The sequence below is a fragment of the Parabacteroides gordonii MS-1 = DSM 23371 genome, assembly GCF_000969825.1.
GTDB classification, from domain to species: Bacteria; Bacteroidota; Bacteroidia; order Bacteroidales; family Tannerellaceae; genus Parabacteroides; species Parabacteroides gordonii.
Genome location: NZ_KQ033919.1, coordinates 3,309,675 through 3,329,140, shown reverse-complemented (window position 1 = coordinate 3,329,140; position 19,466 = coordinate 3,309,675). Strand labels below are relative to the sequence as shown.

Below are 19,466 nucleotides of genomic sequence, written 5' to 3'. Positions count from 1 at the left end.
TACTATTATACACCTATACTTTCTAATATTACTCTTAATCTTTTATTTCTATATTGATATTTTCCTTGATCCAGTCTTTTGTATAACAGACAACCTCTGTCTTTATTTCGTTATTTTTAACCTTCATACCAATATACAAACGATACAAATTACCGGCTTTTACAGAACCATTATCAATAGTTACATCTACAGTTTTTGGAGCCTCACCATTCACTGAATATGTAATCTGTATCTTTACAGGACTGTCTACAGTTGTATTTGTATAAGAATAGTCTGTATAAAGAGATTTTCCAACTTCAGCTGCATAAGGATCATTTCCACTCCATTCACTTTCTTGTAAATCAATATTTAAAGTTTCAGAGCGACCGTTACTTTTTGTATTTATAGCTGCTTCTAAACCGCTCATCGTATTATTCTGCGTATTGTAAACAAGACTATTGTTATTCACATTTATCAATTGAGCGGAAATAATTTTCACAGAATTGATTTCACTCTCTACACTTTCTTTTGTATATTTTATCCCCATCAAATCAACACGAGCAGCCAACTGAGTAACGGGTATTTCAATATTTAACGTATTCAAGTCTTTAGTAGACGTTTTACCTTCATTATAATCTTTAAAAATATCATTTTTCTCTCCTACTTTAACCAAATATTCTTGATTCGCTGTAGTTTCTAAAACAGTATTCAAATCGGTCAATGTTCTACAATTCAAATAGTCACTAGCTTTTTGAGTATTTACAATAGCAATAGCTTTAACCCCATCAGCAACCTTAGCTAAAAACTTGACATCTTTAAGAGTGTTGTCTGAATCAATCTGACTTACCGCATCTCTTATCATCATAATATTCCCCTCAGCATTCACTAAAGCTACAACAGCAGAAGATACCACACTTTCTTTTCCTGCAGGAGCAACATTTCCATCATCCAAAGCTTCACCTTTAGTAGAAATACCATTCATAGCTAAATTAACATTTACCATAACTTCCTGAGCTTCTACGGAAGTTTCTGTATCAGAAGATGGAAGAGCTTCATCTTCCATAGAACATGCAACAGCTATAAATAAAAAGCTTAAGATGGATAATATATTTTTCAGTGTCATAACGAATAAATTTTTCTTTGTTTTCGATATGACAAAAGTAGAGTGATTTTAAAGAGGTGGCGATAGGTACAACTTTCATCTTTAAGGGGTAAAAATACCACTTTGTAAGATTGATAGAGACACCCTTTTCTGCGATAGAAACACCTTTATCCTTACGAATATTCAAGACTTTTATCTTTAATAAAGGCAATCAGATTAAAATTGACGGTAAACATAACAAAAAACCGGAATACAGGAAAAACGTCCTATATTCCGGTTCCTTTATAAAGTTCCTCTGTTTATGAGTTTACATCATCTTCTATCTGCTTTTTCACATGCCAGTCTTGTACGGAAATACTGAAACTAACAAATGTATTTAACATTGACTTATCAGGATTATCTGTACCTTCACCTGTCAAGGTTGCATTTACTTTATATATATAATTTCGTTTTACACCATAAATATTTGTTTCATGTTTAATCGGAATGCGAAAATAACGTTTAGAGCCTTGTACTCCGGCATTCGTCCATTCACCTTCAAGTACTAATGATGTATATATATCAGCAGTTTCAACCTCTGCTTTTGCTTCGGTATCTTTACCTATTTTAAAACCATCTAATTCAAAAGCATATAATTGTGCCATTTCCGGGGCATCTTCAGGTAAATCTGCTTTTTTGTTCTCTGCAATTGTTGCATCATTAAACTTGATAGTATTTTTATTTTTGAGAACAATATTTTGTTTCGAATAGTCTTTAGTCAAAGAAGATAGTTTCCCACCAGCGGCCAAATAATAATCGACCCGATCAAAATCAAAACCACCACGCATAAATGCATTTTTCTGATCATAACTTCCAACAGTTTCATCTCCTCCAATTACATATTGGAAATTATCACCCAGATATTTCGAAGCATTGCTAACATTAGCCAAATGAACCTTTGTTAATTTGAATTCAGCCTTTTCATTCCCATTTGTGAAATCAGCACTCAATGTCTCCAACTGTACACGAGCAACATAACGGGTCAAAGCAATACGGTCATCTTCTGATATTTCATATTTATTACCTTCAGGAGCATTTGCCACTGAACCATCAGAAGGAACCAATTTTTTCCCCGATTCTTTCTTTGTATATTCAATAGAAGAACCTTTCACCCAGTTATTGTAATCCACTCCCGCTGCAAGATTTGATATTTCAAAAACCTTACTACCCATTGGTAAATATGTATTTCCTGCTTTTACACCTTCAAATGAATAATTTTCTATCCCTGTAAAAAAAGCCAGATCTGAAAGTTTAACAGGGGTTGATTCCAACTTAACATTCGCCAATAAAACGACTTTAAACTTGCTTGATGTCGAAATATCACCTGCTTTTTCGGCCTTAACTTTTATCAATATATTTTCAACGCGATCAACTGATGATGTATTATCCTTTGCTGTCGCTGTGCCCATTCCGGCATAACTATCATCAACTGAATTAAAAACATAGGCGGTTAATGTATGGACATACTGTTCGTTGACTGTTCCGGTTTCATCTTCTCCGGGGTTTACCTCTGAAGCTTTCGTTACCTCATTCATAGGTACAGCACTGATCGACAACTGTGCATCGAAATCCTTATATTCAATTTCTTTGGGAGCATTATTATCCGAGCAGGAAGCAAATGCACAAACACCCAAAGAGGCTAATAATAAATGTTTGAACTTCATATCTTTATCTTTTTTATTTTTTCACTTGTATATTAATCGATTACCACATCCTGATTGACAGGCCCCCAACCTACAACTTCGACAGCCACATCCAAATATGTATTTGGTTCGAAACTGTTCTTACCAAAGGTTATCCACAAACGGTAAACATAGTTACGTTTGATCAAGTTATGACCGTAACCTTTATCAATCCCGTTCAAGTTGATAGTAGAAACAAATGTTTTTGTTTGAGCCGATGCCGTTTCTGTAGCTAACAAAGTTGCTCTTATAGCAATCTGCGTAGGATTTTCTGTATCCATATTCTCCATTACATAATGTGAGTATGGCGTATTTGTAACCGGCGTTACATCATTGATCGTAGTATTTAATGTCACAACCGATGAACTGCCCTGATTGCCTGGCACTTCTACAGCCCCCCATTCTCCTGCACTGAAATAATGCGAACGGGTTTTCATATCTATAAGAGAAACAGTCTCCACTCTTACGGAACGACCTTCCAGAGGACTACCGGCAAAATTTGTTTCCAAACTAACCAGATCGACCCTGGCCGGTATACGGGTTAACAAAATCGGTGAAAAAATACCATTCACATTATCACTTCCCATTGATTCATAACCCAGATAATTATCATCGGCAATCAACGCTTCTTCGGTAGCGATCACCCGGCTACTCATAGCCAGGCTTGTTTGCGACTGGGATGCTAAATCTACCATATCCTCTTGAAAACCATCATAAGAAGTTACTCCATTAATCAGGCTTTCAGGCACATTGGCAACAATTATAATACGAGCCTTAGCAGCTTCAGCCGGCACATCGGTGAGCATAGCAGTATATTCTGCCTGAACAGCTTCCCATTTCCGACCAAAAACAGTTGAACCGTCTTCACTGAAGATAAGAACCGCCAAATTATTTATGTTGGCTTCCCCTTCCAACTCGTTCAAGTCGTTAGGATTATAAGCCTTCGTTTTTGTTCCTGTTGCTTTGATCTCAACTGTCAACTTTGCATCAGCCAACGATTCAGGGTTGTTATTGTTGTCGTCTTTGGAACAAGACAAACATGCCAATAAAGAAAGCCCTGCACAAAATAATATATTTTTCATTTGTTTCATTTCAGTATTTTAGTTTTTTCTATATACACAACGAACGTAGCCTTTAGACTCAAAAGCCTTCTCAGCCCTATTATTTCTCCAATAATAAAGACCTTCAGTAGTCCAATAAGGTCCTTCTGATTTAGGTTTAAAAGGTGCATAAGTCTCATACTCTATCATAAGATTTAAATCTTGCAATCTAGGAGGTAAAACATACATGTTACCATTACTCACATAATTTCCGGAACATAGTTTTCTCATTTCTTTTTCATCCACTAAACCTTCATTTCGATCAAAACGCTGAGCGTAAACTGTATTGCTTTCTGAAGTTCCAGAGGATTCAGACAAGCATAATAAGGGGTACATCTTAATATAATAGTCAGTTGAAGGAACTGTATTAACGACATATTTTCTTTTAAGGTAAATCAATCCCTGACGGATTTCATCTCTTCTGTCTAAATTATCAGCTACTCGCGAATATGAATTCCCGTTATCATCGATAAAACGATTTTCATCACTATCATATCCAGCAGAACCTATTATACCAAACTCATTCGCCTTAATATGATACTCTGTAAAGGAGTGCTTGCCAATCCCTTGTATCTGTGATGCATCGCTCCAATAAGGATCATAGTCAGATGTTCCTGGTACTAAGTATTGAATTTTTAGATTACTTGTTCCTTGATCTGTAGTTATATCCACCTTTTTGTCGCTTCCATTTATAACCGCGAATGGAAACCAGTAATCAGGAGAGCCATCGATTTCCAAAATACCTTCCGGAACAATAGTAACATCTTCGAGTTGAGCATTCACTCTCCACTCATAACTCAATTCATCATAACCAGCAATTCCAGTAAATGCTAATTCGACTTTATAATGCGTATTTCTTTTAATATCAAAATTATCGACAGTGTTTGCTCCCAGGAAAAAACGATAATGGATCTTTCCTGCGCCATATTGAGTATTTGATTTCCAAATAGCATAAGTACCCTCTACTTCAATATATGTACACGGAGTTTTCGTCGCCCATTTTGTATTCCAGCTTTCATAATTTTCACTGGGGTTAGAATTATTGGAAGGGTACTCTCCTTTGAAAGGAGATTTCAATTTAGGATCGCCGTTACCTTCATTAATAGTCCCTTGCAGATTTTCATACATATAAAATACATATGCATCTTCCCCTTCACTTGTTTGTTCTACTTTTTCAGAATATACATCAGTGCCACTTGTCTGTAAAATATTTTCAATAGGCAATAAAGAATACTTTGTTGGAAGATTTCTTACATAAACATTAGTTATGCTTAATTGAACTTTCTCCGACATATCGGTCTTAACCTCATTCTTTACCGTAAATGTTATCTTTGAATACGGCGGATATAACCGAGAATAAAGAGATACAACTGGATTAAAACCGTTACTCTCTGGAATACCAATTGTTGCAGATTCTTCTGCTGAGGATAATTCGTTTCCAAAATTGTTACTTGTATGAACAAACCCTAACATCTTTTCGTTACCTACGGGGGTTATCGTTCCTGCATCTATCAGCCCTGAATTTAACAAATCATCTTCTCGGCTATAAGAGCTTTTTATACCGGCTTCTCCTAATCCTGAATTAGCCAGAACATAAACTCGCCTACTTCCAGTCGTCGCATTAAAAGAGCCATTCCATTCTTTAGCATTTACACCAGAAACGTAAGTAACTTTATCCAACTCTCTCGTTTCCGCTTTGTAAACCAATATAGCCAAATCATTTATCATTCCGAATTTACTATTACTATCCTCTGTCTTCGTCTCCACCACCATCGGAGTAGCTGAAGTCAGTTTTAAAGTAACTGTTGTCGGTAAACCTTCTTTTATTTCCTTCTTGCCATTGTCTACTGCATCTTCATCCGTACAGGAAAAAAGCCCCAGCATAAGAACAAATGCAAATAATAGCTGTATGTTTAATCTTAGATATTTCATATTTCTATTCTTTTAGAAGGTTAAAATTCAATATGATCATCCACACCTCCCCAAGGACGTACCTGTACTTTGACAGACAGGTTTCCATCCTCTGCAAATTGAAGAAGAACAAATGTATTTTCACTGGGCGAAGTCTTTATCTCATTCCCATTATCGTCTTTATCCACAGTCAGAAAAACTTCACCATTAGTAGATAGAGATACCCCCATCTTTTCACCCAGGCAAGCATTCTGCCGTTCGTTTGTTTTATAATCAACCCCACTATAGCGGGTTGCATTCAATTGATAGTAAACACTATCACCAATCTGTTCACCCTGGTAATCAAAACCGCTTAATGTCTTGTTCAACGCAAAATCACACTCCGCATTTTCGGGAATATTATATTTTCTTAATCCATAATGCAAATTAATCGTTTGAACCGTCACCGATCCGGTTTTAGGGTGAATAACAACTTCTTTATTCTCAGTAATACCTCCGGATTTTGTTTGTACCTGTTCGATACCAAAATAAAGGCTATCCGGTTGACTGGCTTGTTCTCCTGTTGTTTTAAGCATGACTTTCAGATCCTCGATCTTTTGCGCTTCGGATACATCTTGTTTTTCTCCTAACACATTCAAATTACCCCAGGCAACAATGTTCAGCTTACGGCTGGCCGGATAATTATCTAAAACAATCTCATCACGGGAAGTGATAAATGATTCATCTAATTGACGGGTTTCCAGATAGTTCAGTTTCTCATCAAAAATGTATAAAGCTGTATGTTTCACATAACCGGACGGAGTAATATCCTCCCCGTTTTGATTAACGACTTTCAACCGAAGTTTGTAACACTCATCTAAATCTTCATTGATGCAACCGGTTACCAAGGCACATAAGCAAAGTGCCGGAAACAAGAGTTTTTTTATAAATGATATACGTTTCATAATGTTTAATTTTTTCCTGTTGGATGTATTTTGTTTACCCTATATTTATTCAACGTCTTCATGAATAATCTTTACATTCCACGGCAATACTTTCACCGATGCACTCAGATTGGATGAAATTGCTTTATCGTAAGGTTCAGTTGAACCTGATCCGGAAATTGTCAACTCAATATTATAATTGAAATTGCGAGTCACATAGTCATGTTCTTCAGAACCTGAACCAAAAGATCCTTTTCCTGGCTCATTCACAATCACCGTATAAAAACTTTGTTGTGTTTGGTATTCTGAATCATCTTCATTCAATTTATATTTGAATGTACCGTAAACAATCAATAATGTATGTTTTTTGCCTGTTTGGTTCTGGTAGATGTAGAAAGGTCTACCGATAGGAGCATCTCCTACACCTTCATGTGTTTTAGTATTCTTATCTAATGTTACCTCTGTCGGTGCATAAAATAAGTTAGCAACTTCTTGGGCTTTTCCTTCTTTCAATGCACCAGCTACGTCGGCAAAAGCACCGCACCAGTAAAAGTCATCAGCTGCAATATCAGCAACTTCTACAGAACCTCTACCTTTTATTTCAGATGCGAGATATGATTGCGATTTTGCATTTGCAACATAGATTCCTTCTATAGCCAGAGAAGCGTCAATATATTCACTTTTCGGCTCAAATATGATTTTATTTAAAAGGACACGGGATACATTACGGTATAGCGGTACTGCACTTCCACCTAGTGCAGATGGAGAAACAGATACGCCATTTTTACCGGAAACTTCTTCTTGTGTATAACCCATACAATTCACCATTCCACGTTGAGCGGTTATATCATACAACTCACTACTTGCCGTAACATTAATTTCATTTTCCAAGCCTGTTGTTTTGGCTTTTTCTCCTAGGAAATCTTTAATTGTAGAAAAATCTCCTTTTCCCTCAGTAACAGTCTTGAATTCCTTTAATAAACTTTCCGGGGCATTTGCTAATATCAGGACTTTTACCGGCCCTGATTTTACTTCCACATTTTCAACCTGACTAATAGACTGGCCAGAAACTGCCGTTTCTGTTTTAATTGTCTCCAATGCTCCCATATCATGCCCATCGTAAGCACCCGCATTAAATACAGCGACTGTTAATCTGAGAATCTTGTTGTCATCTACTGACAAATCAGTATCACCGGCCTTTGTCATAGCTTTTAATTGAGCTTTCTCTCCAGTATTGACCAACAAAGACAATGTTGCATCCGGCTCAATAACAGGAGGTAAAACATTATCCGGAGTATCTTCGCTTCCACAGGCAAACAAAATGCAGACTGAAGCTAATGATAAGATATAACTAATTGGTTTCATATGTATTTAAATATTTATTTTACCCTTAGGTGTTACAAAGGTATATTATATGGAAAACAAGGGGTATAGGTGTGGCTATCTTTATTAATAGACAAATGTATCAATAGGAAAAATGAGAGGATTACACTGGTTTTATTACATAAATAACGAATAATAGTAAACCATGTAAAAAAAAGCCCTCGTTAAAACGAGGGCTATATATTATCCTTATTAATAATATATTAGTCGATTGATGGTTTTTGTTCTACATTTCCATATCCAACCAATACAACATTAGCGTCCATATAAGTTTTTTCATCTTCACCAGGGAAAAGAGGATTCTTCGATCCCGGCCCTTTCACTGTCAATTCAACTTGATATGCTATATTTCTACGTATTCCGACTATATCACTAACTGAAGTAATTCCAAAATCAAGAAGATTAAGGCCACTTCCAGTAGAAATATTTTCACCAACTTTGATTGTATAGTATCTATTTTCCATAGTAACTCGCTTTACTGCATCTGGATTATCAACTGTTCCTGCTGCCTGATCATAACTAAAATCTCCTTTTACAACCAACAATGTAGGATTTTCTGTATTAGTATTTTCATATGTCCAAAATGTAGCTGAATGCTCAGGATTCCAGTGATTTGAAGTCGGAACATCAGTCATATTTATAATTGGATTAACCAACTTTTCCTCTATTAGATTATATAGCCCTCTACGATAACCGTTAAAACATATATTACTTGTACTCCAATTCTCAGCAACAAGAGTTTTATAATTATCTTTAGTAATTTTATCTATATACATTTTTTGATTTTCTGCTTCAGCTTCATCAACCCATTTGGAGTAATCGTCATAGCCAATCCCATTACAATATACTCCATTTGCATTTTCTGTTGTTGCCCAACGGGTTAAAACTGCTTGGCTTGCCATATTTGAGGCGTTTCTTGCATTTAGAATAAAAGCTTCCTTTATTTCCAACTGAGGATTTGTATATTTCACTTTTCCCCCTTGAATAAAATTATTGTCAATTAAAATAGTTTGCAAGTTAATCATTGCAACATTACGAAAAGCAGGAATGGGCTCATTACTGCCGTCCAAATAATTTACACCTGGAGTTGCAACATTATCATATCCTAGCTTATTAATAGCCCCACGCATAATGGTTACTTTATATACTGCTGTATTTTGTGAATTTGTTGCATCACTTTCTTCAGCGTTAGAAAATGCTATTTCTTTAAAAAGATCAGACTTCTTCTGTGGAGTTCCCATAGAAGAAGGCATATTCTTCAATACAATAATCTCCACATTCCCTTCTGCTCTGGAATCCGTTAACTCAAATGGTTCATTAGCCTTACCTTCGCCAACAATATTACCATTAGCATCAATTACATAAACCCAAAAATCTTTACCTGCTGCTGTAGCCTTTGTAGTGATAGCATTAGGTTTTACCTGCAACAACGTTTTACCTTCCGGGTTACTGCTTCCTCCCCCATTGTCAATAGGATCGTCATCATTTGAACAAGCAACGAACGCACATGCGATCATTGTACCGAATAATAAATTTCTTAGTTTCATATTCTTAAAATTTAGAAGTTATATAATACGTTTAATAAATACTAGTTTTAGCCTCGGGAGAATTATCACTTTTACCCTATACGATAATTTGTTTCCTGATGACAATGCAAAGGTATAGCCGCCCTGAAAAACCGCGGATAGGTATCAGTCTCAATAATAATAGGTAAAACTCTAAATCTTTTTTTAAGGCAAAAAATAGATTTTTAAGAACATGTGCGTTGCTCTCAAAAGATGGGTGAAAATATCTTATAGCATTGATTTTACAATTAGCAAAATGTTATTTTTACCCATAACTGCAGAAGCTATATGGATCGCTAGTCAAGTATGTTTGTTTTTATGAGGCTGTAATAAAGCAGGATGTTATCATATTGCCAGACAAAATCTTACGTTGTTTTCATTTTCATGTTTTTTCTTTGTGAAATCCTATATCTATGCCTGATAACAAAGCGATTTCTTTTCCCTATGACATTTAAAACACACCACCCAAGAAAAGCATTCCAGAAAAGAAATATGCTATTCAGCATATAATAATGGCTCAAAAAAGCACTATTTAGATCTTCAGCAAACCCAATTTAACATATTTTCAGCCTTAAACAAATCACATCTTCATTTAAAAGGAATTTTTTTTCGTTTTAAACGAAGTTGAAATTCGTTTAAAACGAGATTATGAAGTACCAAACGATACTTCAATTGTTAATAATTGTATCAAGAGAATTTACAGAAGCCTAATAAAACAAATAAGCCCGTCACGAGGACAGGCTTATTTTCAACATAGTGTTATTATTTTATCGATTTACGGATCGTTTTGTCACAATCTTTAGGGCTGTCCGTATTGGGAAGGCGTTGTTCCATACTGCTCTGTAAAACGTTTACGGAACGTGGCCGTATCATTAAATCCAACCATTTCTGATACTTCCTGCACCGAATATTGTTGTGTCCGGATCAACTCGGCTGCCTTTTTCAGGCGGATCGTACGGGTCAATTCCAGGATACTACAGTCAGAGAATTGCTTGATTTTACGATACAATGTCGGCAGACTCATGTTCAATGAGTCTGCGAGCACCTTTGCCTCAAAGGTGGAATCGTCGAGGTGCATCTCGATATTTTTAACGACCAGGTCCATAAATGGGTTGCTCGGTATTGCCGGTTCATTTGCATCCTTATCTGTATTTGAAGTTCCCGCCAGGGTATTGGTGAAATATTGCTTCAATTGATCACGACGCTTTACCAGGCTATTCAGCTTACTGCGAAGTATTTCTACGTCGAAAGGCTTTGTGATATAATCGTCAGCCCCGGCTTCAATTCCGGTAATGACATCTTCACTCTCTACCTTAGCCGTCAGCATAACCACCGGGGTCTGGGAGGTACGCGGATCACCCTTCAACTTCTTACAAGTTTCAAAACCATCCATTATCGGCATCATGACATCACAGAGTATCAAATCCGGCGATGTAGCAAAGGCTATCTGTACTCCCTCTTCGCCATTACGCGCCTCCAGTATTTCATATTCTTTGGTAAAGACATGCTTCAGGAACCAACGGATCTGATCACTATCATCGATAACCAGGATCTTTTTACCCATTGCTTTCTTCTGGGGAATGATCTGGATAAACTCGGCAATTTCTTCTTTCTGGCGATCATTCAGTTTCACCAGGTCGGCTTCCGGTTCTACGAATTCTACACGACGATCCAGCAGGTGCTGTTTACCCAACGGTATTAATAAGGTATAGATGGTTCGCGTATTGTCGGCATCGCTACTGAAAAATCCGCCGATATCGTCTATCATGTCGGAAACTTGTTTCAGTCCGCGGCGTGTACTTTCATTTTCATCCAACCCTTCATCCTCCACCGACAAAGAGCAATAAGCTTTACCGTCTTTCTGCACCACAGAAAGATTCAAAGACACTTTACCGTACGAGAATGTATTTTTAAATGCATTAGACAATAATGTACGCAAAGCATACTCCATTTTACGACGGTCGAGCCAGATCCACAAAACAGATGTCTGGGTATTGATCTGGAAGTCGACATTGTTCATTGCCACCCAGTCTACAAACAAATCGCATATCTGGCGGGATATATCCACCAGATCGTAACGGGCGATACGCAGATAATTGGCCACATCGTTTGCCCGCCTGGTTCCGATCAGCTGGTCGGCAAGGTCTTGCAGGGCAAGTGTATTACGATAGGCTGAAAGTAATTGGGTAGACATTTCCTGGCTCTCATCCTTATTTTGCACCACCAGAGCCAGCGATCCCAACACTAACGAAAGAGGGGTACGCATCTCGTGGATCGTTTCTATAAAGAAATTATCATGAATGCTTTCAGCATCTTTTAACCGTTGTTCCGCCTCGGAAAGCCTGTCGGCCACTTCCCGTTGAAGGGAATCACTCTCCTTTATCTTGGCAACAAGCATTTGTTCCAGGTCTTTTTTATTACTGTTCAGGGTGGAGATCATTGTTTCCTGCGCGATAAGTTTTTGGGAAAGTTCTTCATTTACGGTAGCCAGTTCACTCTCCCGGGACTCCAATTCCGTGGCTTTTTCTTCGATGAAATGTTTCTTTTCTTCCAGATCCGCATTTTCTGTTTCTAACTCCTTGCACTTTTTCACAGCTTCATCCCGCTGTTGAAGTAACAAATCCTTTTCTTTTTTGACCTCTTTCGATTCTCCCGTAAAGCCTGTGTACATCTTCCGCAAGTAAAAACATGCCGAGATAAAGAATATGGCTAAAAGAAGAACTACCGCAAGTACAACAATATCCAAAGTTCCTACAGCCCCTTCTGCGGCAAACGCCTGCTGACCGCAAAAAGCAAAGCAAACAAGAAACACGGATAATTTCCTGGACAAAGCTCTATTATTCATAACTGACAAATATATTTTAGTTCTTAGATTATCTCTATCTACCGATCCGGATCTCCTCAACAACTCCACTTTCTATTAATTGCTATATATAATGTACAAATATCACAATAAAATTTCGTTTTCCGAGTACCACACCCTTTATTTTTTCGTAAAAAAGATATGATAATCAAATTTTCTTCAGGCAAATTTCGATATAAAGGTTTCAATTTTATGATTTATCGTTTATTGTCACCTGTTATTTTTCCAAGCAAAAATTACAGGCCAACTTCTTCTTTTTGACAGAAACGCCACCTATCGACAGGTGTATTTCTATCAAAAATGGGTAATTTTATATCACACCTCCTATCTGACAGCAAAAAACAGCATCCATATACCTCAGGATAAAATGATAGTTTTACCCATATTTGAGAGGTTTACGCCCGTTGTATTGATATTTTCAGCAACTATTTTGATCGTTTTAACTTTTATTATACATATATTCGATACGCATATCATTTTAGTATCTATATTTGCAATGTCAACGAGAGACAAAAGGTTTTGATGAGGGTCTTAACCGGTTAGCGAATCTCTCGGACAGTATAGGGTAATTTCAAAGCATATAAAAAGTTAAGGTCATGAAAAAGGGTAGAATTTTCACAAATTGTTTGTATTTTGTCTGCACACTCGTTGCAGCAATTTCTTTCGCAAGCTGTTCAGCTGATAGCGATTCCTCATATTCAGGTATAGACGAAAAAGTGATTGAAAATGCTGCCGAAAAGACAGATGCTTCTTTTTCTGTTGTTTTGAAAGCCTATTCAGACAATAAAGATATCACTGTTAAGGGTGATGTAGACCAGACTACGCTGTTCGTTTTCGATCAGAATAATGACTTCTACAAACAAGTTACTCTTGACAGAACTTATTTACTGCAAGCGAAACCGGTTGAAATCAGCTGTCCGGGATCAAAACAGATCACAGTTGTTGCATGGGCAGGTCTTTCTTCCGAAAACGAAGAGATCAGTGCAATGAGTCAGGCAAACATTATCTCTGACTTACAGGTTAGCTTGAAACAAAACAATGGCGTTGCCGCTACTTTACCCGGAGATTTATTCTACGGACAGGTTACATTGAAAAGCGCTTCGACAAAATCAGGTGCTGAAACATTAAAAATTGAACGTAAAGTTTCCTCTATTTCTTTAATTACCAAAAGTGTTATTAAAGTACTGGATTCAAAAGAAGGAAATTTTTATTACAAAGTAAAAAATACAAAAGGCTCTTTCAATCATAATGGAGAATTAACAGGTGAAGATATTGAATATATCATTCCTGCTACTTTAAATGAAAAAGGAAATGTTGTTGCTGAAAACACAACCATTTTACCGGCCTCCAACATTACTGTAGAGCTTTACAAAGACGATAAAATGATCCTTTCTTCCGAAAATGTCAAAAATTTGGAGAAAGTGTCTGTAAACGAAGGAGAATTGTCAGAATTGACTTTCGATCTTTCAAGAAACAGTGGTAATATTGTTGTAACAGACTGGGGTACAGTTATTCAGCACGTTACTATTGATTAAATTTGACCCTCAATTTTTTATATGCATAAAGGCGTACATCCGGATAGTTCCGCGTGTGCGCCGTTTTTTTTCATATATCCGATTCTCCGTGATAGGAATACCACCCTATTTGATAGCCATACATATGTTAATATATTCAACACAATGATTATCAAGGATAAAGAGATACAATGACGGGTAAATATATCACATGTGATAGGATTACCTACCACAATATAAAAACACACCCTAATAATCAATTTATAATGCAGGGAATATAATGAAAGGATATAAGCGATTCAGTATTTGACAGATTTGAATGTTACTTTTCTCTTGAAAGAAAAGTAGGTTCAATATTTTCTAAACCAAAATATCAGACATGCCTTAGCTTGTATTCGTATCACAAACATATGTATTTATATCACATCAACCCGTATACCGCAGGTTGTATTTGTATCATTTCAGGAGCCTCAAAAGAGACTTTTACCCTCATTTGAGAGACTTACACCTCTTGTTTTGACATTTTCAGCAACTATTTTGATCGTTTTAACTTTTATTTCACATACATTTGATACTTATATCATTTTAGTATCTATATTTGTAACGTCAACGAGAGACAAAAGGTTTTGATGAGGGTCTTAACCGGTTAGCGAATCTCTCGGACAGTATAGGGTAATTTCAAAGCATATAAAAAATTAAGGTCATGAAAAAGGGTAGAATTTTCACAAATTGTTTGTATTTTGTTTGCACACTCGTTGCAGCAATCTCTTTCGCAAGCTGTTCAGCAGATAGCGATTCCTCCTATTCAGGTATAGATGAAAAAGTAATTGATAATGCGTCTTCTCAGGCTGATGCTTCTTTTTCTGTTGTCCTGAAAGCTTATTCCGATAACAAAGACATTACTGTTAAGGGCGATGTAGACCAGACTACGCTGTTCGTTTTCGACCAGAATAACGACTTCTACAAACAAGTGACTCTCGACAGAACTTATTTACTGCAGGCAAAACCGGTTGAAATCAGTTGCCCGGGTTCAAAACAGATCACAGTTGTTGCATGGGCAGGTCTTTCTTCCGACAGCGAAGAGATCAGCGCAATGAGCCAGGCCAATATTATCTCTGATTTACAGGTTAGCTTGAAACAAAACAACGGTGTTGCCGCTGCATTACCCGGAGATTTATTCTACGGACAGGCTACATTGAAAAGCGCTTCAACAAAATCAGGTGCTGAAACATTAAAAATCGAACGTAAAGTTTCTTCTATTTCTTTAATTACTAAAAGCGTTATTAAAGTGTTGGATTCAAAAGAAGGAAATTTTTATTACAAAGTAAAAAATACAAAAGGCTCTTTCAATCATAACGGAGAATTGACAGGAGAGAATATTGAATATATTATTCCTGCTACTTTAAACGAAAAAGGAAATGTTGTTGCTGAAAACTCAGCTATTTTACCGGCCTCTGACGTTACTATAGAGCTTTACAAAGACGATATCATGATCCTTTCTTCAAAAAATGTCAAAAATTCGGAGAAAGTATCTGTAAACGAAGGAGAACTGTCAGAAATCACTTTTGACCTTTCAAAAAATAATTGCAATATTGTTGTAACAGACTGGGGTACAGTTATTCAACACGTTACAATTGGTTAATCGACCCTCAATTTTTTATATGCATATTGGCGGACATTCGGATAATTCTGAATGTCCGCTATTTTTTTTCATATACCCGATTCTAAGTGATAGGATCACCACCCATTATGATATCAATACATACGTCAACAAACCTTTCATTATTCACGCAACCCTTATTCAACAAGGGTTGACACAAATACCACTTATGAGTGACACGAATACCACCTAACAGAATATAACTATACCAGTACATTTGTGGACACAATACAATTTGTGAAATTTTACCCTATACTCTGCTTGTGTGAACCCTTAATTCCGCAAGCAAACCTTAATTAATATAACCGTGAGGTTACATAATTAATATAGCCCGCACTCCCTGATTGTTTGTTTATTACAAGCGGAGAGTGCGGGTTTTCTTTTTGAGTATAATATTGTGGACAGATTTGTCCGTATTCGGACACCCCTTCTATAAGCGCACTCCTCATATTCAACACAATAGGACTTTGGCACATACGTTGTTTATATATTGCCAGATAAACGGAGGATAATATGGAAATAATTAAACTGGAAGGTATAACAAAAGTATACCGTACTACAGAAGTAGAAACCACTGCGCTTGAAAATGTGAACCTCACCGTCAGAAAAGGTGAATTTCTTTCTATCATGGGGCCATCCGGATGCGGAAAGAGTACCCTGCTTAATTTAATGGGATTATTGGATTTACCCGAAAAAGGAAAGATCCTGATCAATGAAGCGGAAACCACACGGATGAAAGACAGTGAAATGGCTGAATTCAGGAATAAGATGCTGGGGTTCGTTTTCCAGAGCTTTCACCTGATCAATTCACTGAGTGTACTGGATAATGTAGAACTTCCGTTGCTCTACCGGAATTCGACGGGCAAAAGTCGCCGGGAAGCGGCCGAAAAAGTACTGGAGAAGGTAGGACTATCACATCGCATGAGACATTTCCCTACACAGCTATCGGGTGGACAATGTCAACGCGTGGCATTGGCGCGGGCTATCGTCGGGAATCCGCAGATTATCCTGGCAGATGAGCCGACCGGAAACCTGGACAGTAAAATGGGGGCGGAAATCATGGAACTTCTGTTCCAGTTGAGCAACGAAGGAACAACCATTGTAATGGTCACCCATGATGAGCATATAGCCGAGACAACACAACGCATTGTCCGTTTCTTCGACGGAAGACGAGTTGAATAATTCATAAAGGAACCATTATGTACAAGATATATTTCAAACAGGCGCTGCTGATGCTGAAACAAAATAAGTTTATCAGCATGATAGCTATTATGGGAACAGCACTGGCAATCATGATGATCATGACAATCATCGTTGCCGATGAGATAAAAGGGATCAGTGCACCACCGGAAATAAACAGGGAAAGAACCTTGCATACCAATTATCAGGTGAAAAAAGATACGACAAAAAACAGCTGGCAATCGGGTACCCTGTCGTATGATATCGTGAAAGATTATCTTTATCCGCTGAAGACTCCCTTATATATTTCAGCCTTCACATCTTTAGCTTCCCGCCCGTCTACGCTGACCGGTCGGGAAGGTTCAAGCGAGATTATAAATGCACATCAGAGACTGACAGACGCTACTTACTGGAAAATATTTTCATTTTCCTTTATAGAAGGCAGGCCGTTCAGCGAAGAAGAATTTACTTCCGGAATATCGGTAGCAGTCATAAGTGAATCGCTGGGGAAAAAAGTGTTCAAGGGAGAGACAGTGCTCGGACAAACAATCCTGATCAACTTCAAACCTTACCGGATCATAGGGGTTGTAGAAGATGTTTCGCCTGTATTCAGACTGGCTCATGGTGAATTATGGGCTCCTTATTCATCCCTGAAAAAAGAGGATTTGTATTTTAACGTAGCCATGCTGGCCGAAAAAACGAGCGACTTCGCTGCTATAACGGCAGAGGTGAGGAATATGGAGAAAAAATATAATTCGGAAAATGCCCCCTGGACTCTTTTTATTAAAGGCCCGCTGAACAACCAACTCTACCAGAAGAGTATCTGGGGAAACAATGTCGAAGAAATTGCCCAGTCCATCGTCATACAAAACAGGAAAATGATTTTCATCCTACTGATACTGTTAATGATACCGGCTATCAACCTCTCCGGGCTAAGTCTTTCACGCATAAAAAAGCGGACGGAAGAAATCGGGATCCGGAAAGCTTTCGGTGCGAAAAGATATACCATCCTGATACAGGTTCTCTTTGAAAACCTGATTACCTCGCTAATCGGCGGAGTGATCGGTCTGATCCTGTCGTACATCGTAATTTTCCGGATGCGGGATTGGTTGCTCGGAATTCCGTCCGGCAGCGTGATACCGGCCGATACGCTGATCTCCATTCCGGTTTTACTGGCTGTATTTGCCGTATGCCTGGTCATCAACCTGCTTTCTGCGGGAATACCGGCTTACAAGGCTTCACGGATGAAGATTATTAATTCACTCAATCAAAATGACAAATAATTATGATACGTCACATATTCAAAATAATCTGGAACGAACGTAAAACGAATGCGTGGATCACCCTGGAATATGTTCTTGTATTCTGCGTGCTATGGTTTTGCGTGGATTACCTTTTCTATATGGGGAAATGCTATTTCGAACGAAGCGGTTTCGATATAGAGAATACCTATGAGATCAATATGCAGGAGAAACCGGCCAATAGTGCGGTATACCCGGCAGAGGACGGACAAACGGAAGAAATAGACAAACAGGCATTGGCTATGACTTTTCTGAGCCGGGTAAAAAATTATCCGAGAGTGGAAAGCGTAAGTTTCTCAAAATGGGGAGCACCTTTCGGCTGGTCGAATTATATGAGTAGTTTTCATATTAATGAAGATACGACCGATATGGTAAACTTACGCATGAGGTGGGTGACAGACGGTTTCTTCGATGTATTTAAAGTTAAAAGTACGGTAAGCGATTTCAGCCGGTGGGGAATACCGGGAACAAACCCGATCATAATCAGCCCCAGCCGAGACGGAAAATTCGGATCGCATGATTATTCCCGGGAGCTATCGGAAATAAAAAAACTGACCTCCACCGATATCGACAAAACCGTTTATACGGTGATCGGGACTACCGACAAGATGAAGGACAGTTATTTCGAATCTTTTTTCAGCAATATGATACAACCTCTGAAAAAAGAAGAGTACAACCTGTCGGATATACAGATATATATACGTATAAGTCCGGAAGCGGACAAAGATTTCGCCGAACGGTTTACCCGGGAAATGAGGGAACAACTGATGCTAGGCCCTTATTTTATGGCTTCCATTTTCTCGACTCCCGAAAGTGCCAAAACAATAAACTGGCCCACAAACGAGTTGAACGGAATATATGCTATTACAACATTCCTGATCCTGAATATATTCCTGGGGATTATCGGGACATTCTGGTATCGTACGCAGGCACGCCGGAGCGAGGTAGGTCTCAGGCTAGCCCTGGGAGCAACCAGACAAGGAGTGAAACGGATGATTTTCGGTGAGACATTGCTAATATTATTCATTGCCAGTGTGGTAGGCGTAAATATATGCCTTAATATCGGACAAACAGAACTACTGGAGTTGCTGGATATCCCAATCTCCAACAGGATGGACGCAGGAATCGGGGTAGAACAGGAGTTTATCAATTACCTGTTGACTTTCGGTCTGCTGGCCACCGTATCACTGATAGCCGTATGGTATCCTGCCCGGCAAGCTGCGAAGATTCCACCGGCAGAGGCTTTACGGGACGAATAAATTTAG

At 38.0% G+C, this 19,466-nt stretch carries 13 protein-coding genes; 5 read left to right on the top strand and 8 right to left on the bottom strand.

Annotated elements, in window-relative coordinates:
- Positions 1-34: 34 nt before the first annotated feature.
- The 8 genes from HMPREF1536_RS12535 to HMPREF1536_RS12500 all read right to left on the bottom strand — a co-directional run bounded on the left by HMPREF1536_RS12535 (position 35) and on the right by HMPREF1536_RS12500 (position 12,529).
- Positions 35-1,102, bottom strand: coding sequence for a hypothetical protein (locus HMPREF1536_RS12535; RefSeq protein ID WP_028729858.1), 1,068 nt, complete (start codon positions 1,100-1,102; stop codon positions 35-37).
- Between the two features lie 278 nt (positions 1,103-1,380).
- Positions 1,381-2,784, bottom strand: coding sequence for a fimbrial protein (locus tag HMPREF1536_RS12530; protein ID WP_028729859.1), 1,404 nt, complete (start codon positions 2,782-2,784; stop codon positions 1,381-1,383).
- A gap of 32 nt (positions 2,785-2,816) precedes the next feature.
- On the bottom strand, positions 2,817-3,884 hold the full coding sequence (locus HMPREF1536_RS12525; protein ID WP_233426405.1) for a fimbrial protein: 1,068 nt from the start codon (positions 3,882-3,884) through the stop codon (positions 2,817-2,819).
- Between the two features lie 18 nt (positions 3,885-3,902).
- Positions 3,903-5,834: a DUF4906 domain-containing protein gene (locus tag HMPREF1536_RS12520; protein WP_028729861.1), complete on the bottom strand. Its 1,932-nt coding sequence runs from the start codon at positions 5,832-5,834 to the stop codon at positions 3,903-3,905.
- Between the two features lie 20 nt (positions 5,835-5,854).
- Complete coding sequence (locus tag HMPREF1536_RS12515) at positions 5,855-6,757, bottom strand: FimB/Mfa2 family fimbrial subunit (RefSeq protein ID WP_028729862.1); 903 nt, start codon at positions 6,755-6,757, stop codon at positions 5,855-5,857.
- A 45-nt stretch (positions 6,758-6,802) separates the two neighbouring features.
- On the bottom strand, positions 6,803-8,101 hold the full coding sequence (locus HMPREF1536_RS12510; RefSeq protein WP_028729863.1) for a fimbrial protein: 1,299 nt from the start codon (positions 8,099-8,101) through the stop codon (positions 6,803-6,805).
- Positions 8,102-8,322: 221 nt separating this feature from the next.
- Positions 8,323-9,666, bottom strand: coding sequence for a hypothetical protein (locus tag HMPREF1536_RS12505; RefSeq protein ID WP_028729864.1), 1,344 nt, complete (start codon positions 9,664-9,666; stop codon positions 8,323-8,325).
- 817 nt (positions 9,667-10,483) lie between these two features.
- Positions 10,484-12,529, bottom strand: coding sequence for a response regulator (locus tag HMPREF1536_RS12500; protein ID WP_028729865.1), 2,046 nt, complete (start codon positions 12,527-12,529; stop codon positions 10,484-10,486).
- A gap of 614 nt (positions 12,530-13,143) precedes the next feature.
- Here HMPREF1536_RS12500 and HMPREF1536_RS12495 point away from each other — a divergent pair.
- The 5 genes from HMPREF1536_RS12495 (at position 13,144) to HMPREF1536_RS12475 (ending at position 19,460) form a co-directional block, all read left to right on the top strand.
- On the top strand, positions 13,144-14,082 hold the full coding sequence (locus HMPREF1536_RS12495) for a FimB/Mfa2 family fimbrial subunit (protein ID WP_028729866.1): 939 nt from the start codon (positions 13,144-13,146) through the stop codon (positions 14,080-14,082).
- A gap of 682 nt (positions 14,083-14,764) precedes the next feature.
- The gene (locus tag HMPREF1536_RS12490) at positions 14,765-15,703 is read left to right on the top strand and encodes a FimB/Mfa2 family fimbrial subunit (RefSeq protein ID WP_028729867.1); all 939 of its coding nucleotides are present in this window, start codon (positions 14,765-14,767) and stop codon (positions 15,701-15,703) included.
- A gap of 531 nt (positions 15,704-16,234) precedes the next feature.
- Complete coding sequence (locus HMPREF1536_RS12485) at positions 16,235-16,903, top strand: ABC transporter ATP-binding protein (RefSeq protein ID WP_044193386.1); 669 nt, start codon at positions 16,235-16,237, stop codon at positions 16,901-16,903.
- 17 nt (positions 16,904-16,920) lie between these two features.
- A complete protein-coding gene (locus tag HMPREF1536_RS12480) occupies positions 16,921-18,183 on the top strand; it encodes an ABC transporter permease (RefSeq protein WP_028729869.1) in 1,263 nt (420 codons plus the stop codon).
- Positions 18,184-18,185: 2 nt separating this feature from the next.
- On the top strand, positions 18,186-19,460 hold the full coding sequence (locus HMPREF1536_RS12475) for an ABC transporter permease (protein ID WP_028729870.1): 1,275 nt from the start codon (positions 18,186-18,188) through the stop codon (positions 19,458-19,460).
- Positions 19,461-19,466: the final 6 nt, after the last annotated feature.